This window comes from Terrirhizobium terrae, from assembly GCF_030323265.1.
In the GTDB taxonomy this organism is placed as follows: Bacteria; Pseudomonadota; Alphaproteobacteria; order Rhizobiales; family Rhizobiaceae; genus Neorhizobium.
This window is the reverse complement of sequence record NZ_CP104992.1, coordinates 3,237,889-3,252,021: the sequence shown is the minus strand read 5'-3', so window position 1 is coordinate 3,252,021 and position 14,133 is coordinate 3,237,889. Positions and strand designations below refer to the sequence as shown.

Annotated in this window: 10 protein-coding genes, 3 tRNA genes and 3 pseudogenes; 2 read left to right on the top strand and 14 right to left on the bottom strand. The window is 59.1% G+C overall.

All coding sequences use genetic code 11. The annotated features are described in order from the left end of the window. Positions 1-80: 80 nt before the first annotated feature. From rpoB to N7E02_RS23840, 9 genes and pseudogenes are all read right to left on the bottom strand, one after another. Positions 81-4,221, bottom strand: a pseudogene (gene rpoB / locus N7E02_RS23880) (DNA-directed RNA polymerase subunit beta). Between the two features lie 248 nt (positions 4,222-4,469). Beyond that, positions 4,470-4,847, bottom strand: a complete 378-nt coding sequence (gene rplL, locus N7E02_RS23875) for a 50S ribosomal protein L7/L12 (RefSeq protein ID WP_286580063.1) — start codon at positions 4,845-4,847, stop codon at positions 4,470-4,472. A gap of 69 nt (positions 4,848-4,916) precedes the next feature. Beyond that, the gene (rplJ, locus tag N7E02_RS23870) at positions 4,917-5,435 is read right to left on the bottom strand and encodes a 50S ribosomal protein L10 (protein ID WP_286580060.1); all 519 of its coding nucleotides are present in this window, start codon (positions 5,433-5,435) and stop codon (positions 4,917-4,919) included. 364 nt (positions 5,436-5,799) lie between these two features. Next, positions 5,800-6,495: a 50S ribosomal protein L1 gene (gene rplA, locus N7E02_RS23865; RefSeq protein ID WP_286580059.1), complete on the bottom strand. Its 696-nt coding sequence runs from the start codon at positions 6,493-6,495 to the stop codon at positions 5,800-5,802. 2 nt (positions 6,496-6,497) lie between these two features. Further along, a complete protein-coding gene (rplK, locus tag N7E02_RS23860; protein WP_112730803.1) occupies positions 6,498-6,929 on the bottom strand; it encodes a 50S ribosomal protein L11 in 432 nt (143 codons plus the stop codon). 171 nt (positions 6,930-7,100) lie between these two features. Continuing rightward, a pseudogene (nusG, locus tag N7E02_RS23855) lies at positions 7,101-7,632 on the bottom strand (transcription termination/antitermination protein NusG). A gap of 15 nt (positions 7,633-7,647) precedes the next feature. Further along, positions 7,648-7,848 carry a preprotein translocase subunit SecE gene (gene secE, locus N7E02_RS23850; RefSeq protein WP_286580056.1) on the bottom strand — a complete coding sequence of 67 codons (201 nt, stop codon included), beginning with the start codon at positions 7,846-7,848 and terminating at the stop codon, positions 7,648-7,650. A gap of 184 nt (positions 7,849-8,032) precedes the next feature. Further along, a tRNA-Trp gene (locus tag N7E02_RS23845) sits at positions 8,033-8,108 on the bottom strand. Between the two features lie 110 nt (positions 8,109-8,218). Then, the gene (locus tag N7E02_RS23840; protein WP_286580054.1) at positions 8,219-9,601 is read right to left on the bottom strand and encodes a capsule polysaccharide biogenesis protein; all 1,383 of its coding nucleotides are present in this window, start codon (positions 9,599-9,601) and stop codon (positions 8,219-8,221) included. A 373-nt stretch (positions 9,602-9,974) separates the two neighbouring features. On the opposite strand from N7E02_RS23840, the gene N7E02_RS23835 reads away from it, so the two are divergent. Then, the gene (locus N7E02_RS23835) at positions 9,975-11,060 is read left to right on the top strand and encodes a capsular biosynthesis protein (RefSeq protein ID WP_286580053.1); all 1,086 of its coding nucleotides are present in this window, start codon (positions 9,975-9,977) and stop codon (positions 11,058-11,060) included. Positions 11,061-11,187: 127 nt separating this feature from the next. On the opposite strand, the pseudogene tuf reads toward N7E02_RS23835, so the two are convergent. The 5 genes and pseudogenes from tuf to N7E02_RS23810 all read right to left on the bottom strand — a co-directional run bounded on the left by tuf (position 11,188) and on the right by N7E02_RS23810 (position 13,212). After that, positions 11,188-12,364 (bottom strand): annotated as a pseudogene (gene tuf / locus N7E02_RS23830) (elongation factor Tu). Between the two features lie 189 nt (positions 12,365-12,553). Next, positions 12,554-12,733: a hypothetical protein gene (locus N7E02_RS23825; RefSeq protein WP_286580052.1), complete on the bottom strand. Its 180-nt coding sequence runs from the start codon at positions 12,731-12,733 to the stop codon at positions 12,554-12,556. A gap of 94 nt (positions 12,734-12,827) precedes the next feature. After that, a tRNA-Gly gene (locus N7E02_RS23820) sits at positions 12,828-12,901 on the bottom strand. Between the two features lie 26 nt (positions 12,902-12,927). Continuing rightward, positions 12,928-13,012 (bottom strand) — tRNA-Tyr (locus N7E02_RS23815). Between the two features lie 32 nt (positions 13,013-13,044). Continuing rightward, positions 13,045-13,212, bottom strand: a complete 168-nt coding sequence (locus tag N7E02_RS23810; protein WP_286580051.1) for a hypothetical protein — start codon at positions 13,210-13,212, stop codon at positions 13,045-13,047. Here N7E02_RS23810 and rlmB point away from each other — a divergent pair. Then, the gene (gene rlmB, locus N7E02_RS23805; RefSeq protein ID WP_286580050.1) at positions 13,211-14,089 is read left to right on the top strand and encodes a 23S rRNA (guanosine(2251)-2'-O)-methyltransferase RlmB; all 879 of its coding nucleotides are present in this window, start codon (positions 13,211-13,213) and stop codon (positions 14,087-14,089) included. The two genes, N7E02_RS23810 and rlmB, sit on opposite strands and share 2 nt — an antisense overlap. The last annotated feature ends 44 nt before the right edge of the window (positions 14,090-14,133 follow it).

The following is a 14,133-nucleotide window of genomic DNA, read 5'->3' as shown; positions in this document are numbered from 1 at the left end:
GAAACTCCCCTTCCCGACCGATTGCCCGTTCGGGGAGGGAATGGCGTGCGCGATATCTCACGCACGCCGTTGTCAAAATATTACTCGGCTGCGTCCGGCAGCTGACCTTCGGCAGGCGTCTCGAGCTTGGAGTTCTCGAGTTCGACCGACAGACCGAGCGAGCGCATTTCCTTGACGAGAACGTTGAAGCTCTCCGGAATGCCCGCCTCGAACGTGTCGTCGCCACGGACGATCGCTTCGTAGACCTTGGTACGGCCGGCCACGTCGTCCGACTTCACGGTCAGCATTTCCTGCAGGGTGTAGGCGGCGCCGTAGGCTTCCAGAGCCCAGACTTCCATTTCCCCGAAGCGCTGGCCACCGAACTGCGCCTTACCACCGAGCGGCTGCTGGGTGACGAGCGAGTACGGACCGATCGAACGCGCGTGGATCTTGTCGTCCACGAGGTGGTTCAGCTTGATCATGTACATGTAGCCGACGGTCACCTTACGGTCGAAGGTTTCACCGGTACGGCCATCGTACAGGACCGACTGACCCGACGAATGCAGGCCGGCCTTGGTCAGCATCGCAGCGACGTCAGGCTCATGTGCACCGTCGAAGACCGGGGTCGCGATCGACACGCCACGCTTGGACTGTTCGGCAAGCTTGACGAGGGATCTCGTCGTCGAAGCTTGCGACTTCGTCATTGGCCAAGCTGGCGTAGGTTTCCCGCAGCTCGCGCTTCAGGTCCGTGATGTCGTTCGAGGCCTTGTACTCTTCGAGCATCTGACCGATGCGCTTGCCCATACCGGCGCAAGCCCATGCCAGGTGCGTCTCGAGGATCTGACCGACGTTCATGCGCGAAGGCACGCCCAGCGGGTTCAGAACGATGTCGACATGCGTACCGTCTTCGAGGAACGGCATGTCTTCGGCCGGAACGATACGAGAGACGACGCCCTTGTTACCATGACGGCCGGCCATCTTGTCGCCTGGCTGGATCTTGCGCTTCACAGCAACGAAGACCTTGACCATCTTCATGACGCCCGGAGGCATTTCGTCGCCGCGCTGGACCTTTTCGACCTTGTCCATGAAGCGGTGCTCGAGCAGCGACTTCGACTCGTCGTACTGAGCGCGAAGTGCTTCGATCTCGCCCTGGACCTTCTCGTCCTCGACGGCGAACATCCACCACTGCGAGCGGGGATATTCGGAGACGACGGCGTTGGAAAGCTCGACGCCCTTCTTGAAGCCCTTCGGACCGGCAACCGACATCTGACCGCGCAGCATGTCGACCAAGCGACCGTAGACGTTACGGTCGAGGATCGCCTGCTCGTCGTCGCGGTCCTTGGCGAGGCGTTCGATTTCCTCGCGCTCGATCGCCATCGCACGCTCGTCCTTTTCGACGCCGTGACGGTTGAAGACGCGGACTTCGACGACCGTGCCGAACGTGCCCGGAGGCATGCGCATGGACGTGTCGCGAACGTCGGAAGCCTTTTCGCCGAAGATGGCGCGCAGAAGCTTTTCTTCCGGCGTCATCGGGCTTTCGCCCTTCGGCGTGATCTTGCCGACGAGGATGTCGCCCGGCTGGACTTCGGCGCCGATGTAGACGATGCCGGCTTCGTCGAGGTTCTTCAGCGCTTCTTCCGAAACGTTCGGAATGTCGCGCGTGATTTCTTCCGGACCAAGCTTCGTATCACGGGCAGCCACTTCGAATTCCTCGATGTGGATGGACGTGAAGACGTCGTCCGACACGATGCGCTCGGAGAGCAGGATCGAGTCTTCGTAGTTGTAGCCGTTCCACGGCATGAACGCGACGAGCGCGTTGCGGCCGAGTGCCAGGTCACCGAGGTCGGTCGACGGACCGTCAGCGATGATGTCGCCCCTGTTCAGAACGTCGCCGACGGCGACCAGCGGACGCTGGTTGACGCAGGTGTTCTGGTTGGAACGCTGGAACTTCTGCAGACGGTAGATATCGACGCCAGAACGGCCGGCTTCGAGATTTTCCGTCGCGCGGATAACGATACGGGTCGCGTCGACCTGGTCGACCACGCCGCCACGACGGGCGGCGATGGCAGCACCGGAGTCACGGGCGACGACCGGTTCCATGCCGGTGCCGACGAACGGAGCTTCGGCACGAACCAGAGGAACGGCCTGACGCTGCATGTTCGAGCCCATCAGAGCGCGGTTGGCGTCGTCGTTTTCCAGGAACGGGATCAGAGCCGCTGCGACGGAGACGAGCTGCTTCGGCGAAACGTCCATCAGGTTGATGGTGTCGCGCGGGGACAGCATGACTTCGCCGGAGTGACGGCAAACCACGAACTCTTCAACGAAAGCGCCTTCCGGCGTCAACTCGGAGTTGGCCTGGGCCACGTAATACTTGGCCTCTTCCATGGCGGAGAGGTAGATCACGTCCTTGGTGACGACGCCGTCGACGATCTTGCGGTACGGGCTCTCAATGAAGCCGTACTTGTTGACGCGTGCGAAGGTCGCAAGCGAGTTGATCAGACCGATGTTCGGGCCTTCCGGCGTTTCGATCGGGCAAATACGGCCGTAGTGGGTCGGATGAACGTCGCGGACTTCGAAGCCTGCGCGCTCGCGGGTCAGACCACCCGGGCCAAGAGCCGAAAGACGGCGCTTGTGGGTGATTTCCGAAAGCGGGTTCACCTGGTCCATGAACTGCGACAGCTGCGAGGAGCCGAAGAATTCGCGAACGGCAGCAGCAGCCGGCTTGGCGTTGATCAGATCCTGCGGCATGACGGTGTCGATCTCGATCGACGACATGCGTTCCTTGATCGCACGCTCCATGCGGAGCAGGCCGAGACGGTACTGGTTTTCCATCAGCTCGCCGACAGAACGAACGCGGCGGTTGCCGAGGTTGTCGATGTCGTCGATCTCACCCTTGCCGTCACGCAGTTCGACAAGCATCTTGACCACGGCCAGGATGTCGTCCTTGCGCAGAACGCGAACGGTGTCCTCGACCTGAAGGTCGAGACGCATGTTCATCTTGACGCGACCGACGGCCGAAAGGTCGTAGCGCTCGGCGTCAAAGAACAGCGAGTTGAACATGGCTTCCGCAGAATCCATGGTCGGCGGCTCACCCGGACGCATGACGCGGTAGATGTCGAACAGGGCGTCCTGACGGTTCTCGTTCTTGTCAGCCGCAAGCGTGTTGCGGATGTAGGCGCCGACATTGATGTGGTCGATGCCGAGAACCGGGATCTCGTCGAAGCCAGCTTCGAGGATGATCGGCAGGGTCTTCTCGTCGATCTCGTCACCGGCTTCGAGATAGATCTCACCGGTCGAGTAGTTGACGATGTCTTCGGCCAGATAGTTGCCGTAGAGGTCATCATCGGTGGCCTTGAGAGCCTTGAGGCCCTTTTCGGTCAGCTGGCGGAGCAGACGCGGGGTCAGCTTCTTGCCGGCCTCGACGACGACTTCACCGGAATCCGCGTCGACCATATCGGACAGCGCCTTGGCACCCTTCAGCGTTTCCGCATTGAAAGGAATGCGCCAGCCGTCGCCGTCACGCTCGTAATTCGACTTCGAATAGAAGGTCGACAGGATGTCTTCGCCGTCCATGCCGAGGGCCATCAGCAGCGAAGATACCGGAATCTTGCGGCGGCGGTCGATACGGGCAAAGACGATGTCCTTGGCGTCGAATTCGATATCGAGCCAGGAGCCACGATACGGGATGACGCGGGCAGCAAAGAGCAGCTTGCCGGAGGAATGGCTCTTGCCCTTGTCGTGATCGAAGAACACGCCCGGCGAACGGTGCATCTGCGAAACGATGACGCGCTCGGTGCCGTTGACGATGAACGTGCCGTTGTCGGTCATGAGCGGCATGTCGCCCATGTAAACGGACTGTTCCTTGATGTCCTTGATGGACTTCGCGCCCGTATCCTCGTCGATATCGAACACGATGAGGCGCAGCGTCACCTTGAGCGGCGCTGCGTAGGTCAGGTCGCGCTGGCGGCATTCCTCGACGTCGAACTTCGGCGGGTCGAATTCGTAGGAAACGAATTCCAGCATCGAAGCGCCGGAGAAGTCCGTGATCGGGAAGACAGACTTGAAGACCGCATTGAGGCCTTCGTCCGGACGGCCGCCCTTGGGCTCTTCAACCATCAGGAACTGGTCATAGGAAGCCTTCTGAACCTCGATAAGGTTCGGCATTTCCGTGACTTCAGGGATTTTACCAAAAAACTTGCGTACGCGCCTGCGACCATTAAAGGAAAGGGTCTGCTGAGCCATCGTCGCTCCTTCAAAATTGCATCCGGGCCTGCAACGGACGGCTATCGGAGGCCAACCGATATGCCGTCGAACATGGTTTCTCAATCTCGTCCCGCTTGCCGAAGAACTAAGCCGGATTGCCTAGCAGTTCGGTGGGGACCATCCTCTTGAGAACCCATTACCCAGGAGCCGTTTTGCACGGATCCTGGGTAAAAGTTCCAAAGAAATGGACGGGAGAGAGATAGTCTCTCCCCCGCCGCATTCCAGTATTACTTGACGTCGACCTTAGCGCCGGCATCCTCAAGCTTCTTCTTGAGGTCAGCGGCTTCAGCCTTGGAAACGCCTTCCTTGACAGCCTTCGGAGCGCCTTCGACGAGGTCCTTGGCTTCCTTGAGGCCGAGGCCGGTGATGCCGCGGACTTCCTTGATGACGTTGATCTTGTTGGCGCCGGCATCCGTGAGGATGACGTCGAACTCGGTCTTTTCTTCTTCGGCAGCAGCCGGAGCACCAGCACCGCCAGCAGCAGCAACTGCTACCGGAGCAGCGGCAGAAACGCCCCACTTTTCTTCGAGCATCTTGGAAAGCTCAGCAGCTTCCAGAACGGTCAGAGCAGAGAGGTCTTCAACGATCTTTGCGAGATCAGCCATTTTCATAGTTCCTTATCAATGTTCGGTTCGAAACGAACGAGGTTTTGGTTTGAACAGCGAAAAACCGCCTTAAGCGGCTTCGTCCTTCTTTGCATAGGCCGCAAATACGCGAGCAAGCTGACCTGCCGGTGCCTGAACAACGCCAGCGATGCGGGTTGCCGGGGTCTGAATCATACCCAGCAGCTTTGCACGCAGCTCGTCCAGCGAAGGCAGGGTCGCAAGCGACTTGACGCCTTCCGCGTTAAGCGTGGTCGTGCCCATGGCGCCACCGAGAACAACGATCTTGTCGTTGGTCTTGGCGAAATCCATGACGACCTTGGGAGCCGTGATCGGGTCATTGCTGTAAGCAATGAGCGTCTGACCCTTGAAGAGATCTACGATCCCTTCCGACTCCGTGCCCTGAAGAGCGATCTTGGCCAGACGGTTCTTCGCGACTTTGACGGTGCCGCCAGCAGCGCGCATCTTCGAACGAAAATCGTTCATCTGCGCAACTGTGACACCAGCATAGTGGGCCACGACAACCGAACCAGAAGCCTTGAAGACTTCGTTCAGCTCCGTGACAAATTCGCGCTTTTCCGCTCTTTCCACTGTCTGTCTCCAGTTGGTAGGACCGCAATCCTGCAAGTCCCACCGGGTTGCCTTTGCCTCAAACGATCTCACGAGAGACCGTAAGTGGCGGTTGAGGATCCTGTCCCCCCGCACTGAACCCCGAAGGCTCCAGGCACAAGGCACACTAGGCTCGAACCGAACTTGAAAGCGCCGAAACGCTTTGAAATCCTACGTTCTTACCCGTCTCATGCAGGTCATTCGATTAAGGCCGTCGATCAACGATCTCTGGCCACCCACAATCTCGGACAGGAGTTCCGGATTGCTCCGGAAATTCCCGACCCCGAAGGATCAGGAATGCATGCAGTCGAAGCCCGACATCAATCGAGCTTCGACAATTCTAAAATCAGGCTGTAACCGACGACGGGTCGATCTTGACGCCCGGGCCCATGGTCGAGGAGATCGCTACGCGCTTGACGTAGTTACCCTTGGCGCCGGCCGGCTTTGCCTTGATGACGGCGTCAGCAAAGGCCTTGATGTTTTCTTCAAGCGCCTTGGCCTCGAAGGAAGCCTTGCCGATGCCGGCGTGAACGATACCGGCCTTCTCAACGCGGAACTCGACAGCGCCGCCCTTGGAAGCCTTCACCGCACCGGTGACGTCCATGGTGACCGTGCCGACCTTCGGGTTCGGCATCATACCACGCGGGCCGAGAACCTTACCGAGGCGACCGACGAGCGGCATCATATCCGGGGTCGCGATGCAGCGATCGAAGTCGATCTTGCCGCCCTGAACGATCTCGAGGAGATCTTCAGCGCCGACGATGTCTGCACCAGCAGCCTTGGCTTCATCAGCCTTGGCGCCACGTGCGAAGACAGCAACGCGAACGTCGCGGCCGGTGCCGTTCGGCAGGTTGACGACGCCGCGGACCATCTGGTCTGCGTGACGCGGATCAACGCCGAGGTTCATGGCGATTTCGACGGTTTCGTCGAACTTTGCCGTCGCACGTTCCTTGACCATCGAGATGGCGTCGGGGAGCGCTACGAGCTTGGTCGGATCAACGCCTTCGCGGATCTTCTGAATACGCTTTGCAAGCTTTGCCATGATCAAGCCACCACTTCCAGGCCCATGGAGCGGGCAGAGCCCTCAACCATCAGCATTGCGCCTTCGATGTCGGCTGCGTTCAGATCCTTCATCTTACCTTCGGCGATCGCACGGACCTGAGCCTTGGTGATGGTGCCGGCCTTGCCGCCCTTGCCAGGCGTCTTGGAACCGGAGGTGATCTTCGCTTCCTTCTTCAGCCAGTAGGTAACCGGCGGCTGCTTCATTGCGAAGGTGAAGGACTTGTCCTGGTAATAGGTGATGACGACCGGGATCGGCATACCCTTTTCCATTTCCTGCGTGGCGGCATTGAACGCCTTGCAGAATTCCATGATGTTGATGCCACGCTGACCAAGCGCCGGGCCGATCGGCGGGGAAGGGTTTGCCGATCCTGCCTTGACCTGAAGCTTGAGCTGGCCTGCTACTTTCTTAGCCATATCTCTCTGCCTTTCACTAACGGGGCGGTTTCCCGACCCAACATGCCGGAACGATCCGGCGGCTGCGGTTGCGTGGTTCGGATCGTTAGGGTCCGGCTAAGACCCCTCACCTTCCACGCGGTTCGCGGCTTGTCACCGCGAGAGGCCCGACATGCGGACCCCATTTCAAGCTCAGACCTTTTCGACCTGAGCGTATTCCAGTTCGACCGGCGTCGCGCGACCGAAGATCGAAACCTCGACCTTGAGGCGCGAGCGCTCTTCATCGACATCCTGAACCACGCCGTTGAACGACGCGAACGGACCGTCGGAGACGCAGAACCTGCTCGCCGATCTCGAAGGAGATCGAGGACTTCGGCCGCTCGACACCTTCCTGAACCTGGCCGAGGATGCGCTCGGCTTCGAAGTCGGGGATCGGAACCGGCTTATTGTCGGAACCGAGGAAACCCGTGACCTTCGGCGTATTCTTGATCAGGTGATAGGCTTCGTCCGTCAGATTGGCGCGAACCATCACATAACCCGGGAAGAACTTGCGCTCCGAATCGACCTTACGGCCGCGACGCACTTCAACCACCTTTTCGGTCGGAACGAGGATCTTTTCGAACAGATGCTCAAGCCCCTTCTGGCGAGCCTTGTTCTCGATATCTTCAGCGACCTTCTTCTCAAAATTCGAATATGCGTGGACGATATACCAGCGTGCCGCCATCTTCACTCTCCAGAATCAAGCGCTGACGTTCAGGATCAGGCGCAAAAGCCAGCCCATCAACTGGTCGGCAGCGAAGAAAAACAGGGCGGCCACAACGACCATCACCAGAACCATCGCCGTGGAGATCGTCGTCTCACGACGGGACGGCCACGTGATCTTGGACGCTTCGGAGCGAACCTGCTTGAAGAACGTAACCGGATTGGTCTTGGATGCCATTCGACTTTCCACGCCATTACGGCACGTAAAGCCGATATCGCTCAGCCCCACGCACCGCGTGTCTGTTTTGCCCTACATAAACATCGCCCTCCCTTACACAAGAGGAAAATCGATGCTCGATTAAAATTCGCCTTTTACGGCAACCACTCCTGTCAGCGCATTAGTCATGCCTCTGGTCTGGAAATGGCAGGGGCGGCCGGGCTTGAACCGACGACCTACGGTTTTGGAGACCGTCGCTCTACCAACTGAGCTACACCCCTTCGCAGTGAACGACGCTGAAATGACAAATCACTTCTGCCGTCCGCAAGCTAGGCGCTCCCTTTAAGGTGCCACGCCCGACTTGGCAAGTCTGTTTTTAATTATCCTGGCGCTATCTGTAATTACCGCCTCGGGGATCGGCAAGATCGCCGGCGCGCACGGCTGAAAGTGCAGGCTCGGGACCGGAACCGAGAATTTCCCCGGCACCCAGATCAAGGGCACCCGGCAGAACGGCGGAGGCCTGCTTTACGGGCGGCAGCCGTTTCCAGGCAAGCCTCGGAGGCGCCGCCACATAAGCATCCGGCTGGTTCACGAGGTCACCGACGATTCGGTCGATAATGGTCTGAATGCCCACCTTGCGACCTTCCGGATGATAGAAATTACCCTTCACCTGGATCGTACCGGCGATCGCGGTGATGAAGTCGGCAAGAAGCTTGTGGTCGATTCGTTCCGGATGGCGCCAGAAGCTGTCGATACCGCCCTGATGGGTGAGTCCCGGAATATCGAAGACCGCCGCACCAAGCACGATCGTCGGCACATCCGCCCTAAGACTATGAAGGCCCGTCGTCGAATTGACGACGATCGCGCCATGGCAATCGCGAAGGATCTCGGCGAGATTGCCCTTTTCGATAAAGATGACGCGATTCTGGATGCGGTAGCGCTGCGCCATCTCGGTCACGACCTTGCGCCAGTTCTCAAGATCGTTGTCGAGCGGGTGCTGCTTGATGACCAGACGCCCGTTTTCCGGTGCATGCCGGACGAAGGACTGGATGACCTGTTCCAGCATCTGGGAAATATGCCGGTACGGCGAGTTGGCGCGGATCTGGTAGTCGCTCTGCAATTGCAGAGCGATCAGATAATTGCGCTTGAGCTTGTCGTCAAAATAGCCCTCCGGCAGGTCGAAGCGCGGACGAAACATGCGCGGCAGCCAGGACAGGTAGTCATAGAGTGGATCGTAATACTTATCAGAACGATAGAACGGAAACATCAGCCGGCCGAAATAGGCCAGAAGATTATAGACGACTTCGTTCGTCGCTTCCTGCCCGAACGTATGCGGATAGCGGGTCTTCAGATCCGGTTGGCCGACCTTTGCGGCGATACGGCGGATATGTTCCGGATCGTTCGGAAAATGCGAGAACCGGCCCATGCCGTCACGCTCAAGCGTTACCCAATCGGGGCGAAGATAGCCGAACTCCACCGCATGGCACTTGATGCCCAGCTTGCGCGCGACGCGCGCCGCCAACCGATGATAGGGAAGCCGGTCGGCATAATAGAGAATGTCGGTAATACCTTCCCGCTTTACGAGCTCTGCGAGGTAGCGCGGCCACTTGCGCAGGGTACCGCGATAGTTGATGGCCGACCTCTTGCGCCAATAGGCCTGATCGCCGAAGGAGAAATTCACTCTCTTCGTTTCGATGCCGCGCGCCTCAAAGGCGTCGGACAGTTCCCGCCAGAAAACCGACGGAGGGCCTTGCAGAAAGAGAACTTTGGTCATACGCGATCCGGTACCCTTAGGACTGTCATGCACTCGCAAATCGGACAAAAAGCAGCAAGATTCAGATATTTGTCAGTAAGGCTCCGGCATTCTCATCAAATGGTATGCCCCGTCAATGCAATTACGGATACATTCAGTTAAATCGCGTAAGTAGTGTGACATGAAAACACGCACCTTCCTGTTTCTCCAAGGGCCCGCCTCCCCGTTCTTTCGCCTGCTCGCAAACCGCCTGAAAACAACCGGAGCGCGCATCGCGCGGATCAATTTCTGCCTCGGAGACTCGCTTTTCTGGTGGCCGCGAAAGGCAACATTCTATCGCGGTAGAAAGGCTGATTGGCCTGCGTACCTGGAAAAATTCCTAGGTCACCATGCGGTGACCGATGTCATCATGCTCGGAGATGGACGCGATTATCACGCCGCCGCGGCCGAGGTCGCGCAGGCCGCAGGCGTCCGCGTTCATGTCATAGAGCACGGTTATCTCAGGCCGGACTGGCTGACGGTCGAGCCCGACGGCATGTCTGCGCATTCGCGTTTTCCACAGGCACCAGAGGAGATCCGGGCGCTCGCGAAGGATGCTCCGGCTGTTGCCAGAGGCGGCCTGTTTCGTTCGAGCTTTCTGACCTACGCACTTTACGATCTCGCCTACCACATCCCAAACGTGGTGCTCGGCCCGATCGTCCATCCGCATTACCGAACTCACGGACCAGTCCATCCCGTCGTCGAATACAGCGGCTGGATCTTGAAGGGGCTGACGGCCGGCCGCAGGCGCCGAAAGGCGGAAGAGACCATTGCCGCCTGCACCAGAATGCCCGACGGCTCGGACAGCCGTTTCTTCCTGTTTCCACTGCAATTGCCCGGCGATTACCAGATCATCCGACACTCACCGGGTGGTGACTTATTCCGTATCGTGGACGCGACCATCGCGTCCTTCGCTGCTCACGCGCCGGCCGATACCCGGATCCTGTTCAAAACCCACCCGATCGACAACGGCCTTTCCGGCTGGCCGGAGCGCATCGGCAAGTCGGCAGAGAAATACGGCATCGCCGACCGCGTCTATCTTGCAGATGGAGGCGATACGGACGGTCTGATCGGAAAATCGACCGGGGTCGTGACCGTCAACTCGACGGTCGGGCTCACCGCGCTCGCCCTCGGCCGCCCGGTCATTGCTCTTGGCTCCGCAATCTATGACGTCGCCGGGCTGACGTCGCAGGCGTCACTCTCGGCATTCTGGGCCGTACCTCCCCTGCCCGACGCCGATCTGTTCGACGCGTTCACCCGCGCGCTCGCCGCGACAACCCAGGTGCGTGGCGGCTTCATCGGCAAGGCCGCACTCGATGCCGGCGCGGCAAATGTCGCTGAACGGCTGATAGAAGAGGAAGAGCGGCTGCCGGAGAGCTTGAGGAAGCCACGCAATGCTGCCGTCTTTCGCTATGCGGACGAGCTTCTGCGCCAGACATAAGTCCCAAGACCTCCCAGCAGGGTCTGACGTCCTCCGGCCGGTCCTCATCCTTTCCTGAACGAAACTCCAAAACGAAAAAGCCCCGCGGTTTCCCGCGGGGCTTTTCCTGTCTCTGAGAGACTATCGATTACTCGATGATCGAAGCAACGATGCCGGCGCCGACGGTGCGGCCGCCTTCGCGGATCGCGAAGCGCAGCTTTTCTTCCATCGCGATCGGAACGATCAGCTCAACCTGAACCGTGACGTTGTCGCCAGGCATAACCATTTCCGTGCCTTCCGGCAGCGAGACGATGCCGGTCACGTCCGTCGTGCGGAAGTAGAACTGCGGACGGTAGTTGGTGAAGAACGGCGTATGACGGCCGCCTTCTTCCTTCGTCAGGATGTAGGCTTCAGCCATGAACTTCTTGTGCGGCTTGACAGAGCCCGGCTTGCACAGGATCTGGCCACGCTCGACGCCGTTACGGTCAACGCCGCGGACGAGTGCACCGATGTTGTCGCCGGCCTGGCCCTGGTCGAGCAGCTTGCGGAACATTTCAACGCCGGTAACCGTCGTCTTCGAGGTTGCCTTGATGCCGACGATCTCGACTTCTTCGCCAACCTTGACGATGCCACGCTCGACGCGGCCGGTCACAACCGTACCACGGCCGGAGATCGAGAACACGTCTTCGATCGGCATCAGGAACGGCTGGTCGATCGGACGCTCAGGCGTCGGGATGTAAGAGTCGACAGCTTCCATCAGCTCGCGGATCGCGTCTTCGCCGATCTTCTTGTCCGAGATCTTCCAGAGCAGCAAGAGCCGAGCCCTTGATGACCGGAATGTCGTCGCCCGGGAAGTCGTAGGACGACAGAAGTTCGCGAACTTCCAGCTCGACGAGCTCGAGAAGCTCGGCGTCGTCGACCTGGTCGACCTTGTTGAGGAACACGACGATTGCCGGAACGCCAACCTGACGGGCAAGCAGGATGTGCTCGCGGGTCTGCGGCATCGGGCCGTCGGCAGCCGAGCAAACCAGGATCGCGCCGTCCATCTGGGCAGCGCCGGTGATCATGTTCTTGACGTAGTCGGCGTGGCCGGGGCAGTCAACGTGCGCATAGTGGCGGTTCGGCGTCTCGTATTCGACGTGCGCCGTCGAAATGGTGATGCCGCGTGCCTTTTCTTCCGGTGCAGCGTCGATCTGGTCATACGCCTTGAATTCACCGAAGTACTTCGTGATCGCTGCCGTCAACGACGTCTTGCCGTGGTCAACGTGACCAATCGTGCCGATGTTGACGTGAGGCTTGTTGCGCTCAAACTTGCTCTTTGCCATTGAATGCTTCCTGTGAACATAAGAGGTGGACCCGAAAACCGGGTTTGGTGCAGCCGTTTAAGGCTTTCGGCTAGAATGCGCAAGACATAAATGCTTCGCCGCATCGAGGGGCGCAATCGAGGCGGGATCCGGCTGAAATTTATCGAGTTCCTGCCGCCATCAGCATGCACTGCCGTCGCTTGGACGGCATTACTGGTTCGCGGCGAAGATCGCAAAATTGATCGCAAGCAGGCCGACAATCGTGCCTACAAAGCCGCCGACGAAATAAAGAAGGCGGCGGCCGAGCGACTTTGTCCGGTTCTTGCCGGTGAATGCGATATAGCCCGAGGTCCCGAGTGCGAGACCGACGATAGCTGGTAAAGACATCATGAAAAACAATCCTCTCCTCAGCCAGAACCAACAGACGGAATCCGGCACCCCGGCAGGCAGGACCGCATCTGATAAAATCGGGAGAAGGTGATTATGGAGCGGGTAGCGGGAATCGAACCCGCGTATTCAGCTTGGAAGGCTGCTGCTCTACCATTGAGCTATACCCGCGGAGTGGTTCCGATCCGGTGACAGAATGGTGGAGGGAGTTGGATTTGAACCAACGTAGGCTGAGCCAACGGATTTACAGTCCGTCCCCTTTAACCACTCGGGCATCCCTCCAGTATTCTATCTGGATCGTGAGACCAAGTTCGTCAGACCGTTTTGCGTTGCCGCCCCTCGATCTGCGCCGCGTATATGACCGCCTCGTTTCCTTCTGTCAACACGACCTCATTGGAAAAATGACGAAAAAATATCAATCCCCAGCTCAGCCCTGCCGGAAGGGCTTTGCCGGATAGGCGCTCATCGATATAAGGCGGCATGAGCACGAAAGATCCCAAAGACAAATCCGCCCGCGACACTCACTATGCGACGTTGAGGCGCAATGTACGCGACGCCAAGCGCGAGCGCGGCGAGATTCCGACGCCACAGCAGAAGCGGCCAAAATCCAACAAGGACTGGAAGCCGCCGCAGCTGCAGCAGGATCAGGTCTTTCTTTATGGATTGCATACGGTGCGTGCGGCGCTCGACAATCCGGAGCGCAAGCTGATCAAGCTGTCGGTAACGCAGAACGCATTCGTGCGGCTGGATATCGGCGAGTCCACCGCCCTGCCCTTTCCGATCGAATTCGTCTCCCCGCAGGATATCGACAAGGTGCTCGGCCCCGAGGCGATCCACCAGGGCGTGATGCTGGAAACACGGCCGCTTCCCGTCCGCCGACTGGAAGCGCTTAAGGAAAGCCCGCTGCTTCTCGTGCTCGACCAGGTGACCGATCCGCACAATGTCGGCGCGATCATGCGATCGGCCGTTGCCTTCGGCGCGGGCGCGGTCATCACCACCCAGAGACATAGCCCGACAGAATCCGGCGTGCTCGCGAAATCGGCTTCAGGCGCGCTCGAACTCATTCCCTATATACAGATCACAAATCTGGCCGATGCTCTGGGCGAGTTGCACAAGCTCGGCTTCCGCACGATCGGGCTTGATTCGGAAGGACCAGCTCCGTTGGAAGAAACGCTTTCAGGAGACCGCGTCGCTCTGGTGCTAGGCTCCGAGGGCAAAGGCATCCGTCAGAAGACCCGCGAAACCGTCAGCGCGCTCGCAAGGCTCGACATGCCGGGAGCGATCAAATCGCTCAACGTGTCCAATGCGGCGGCAATCGCGCTCTATGCGACGCGGCAGCACCTCACCCGCAAGGCCTGAAACTGGCTTCTCCAGCAACCCAATAATTAGAAATCACTAATAAT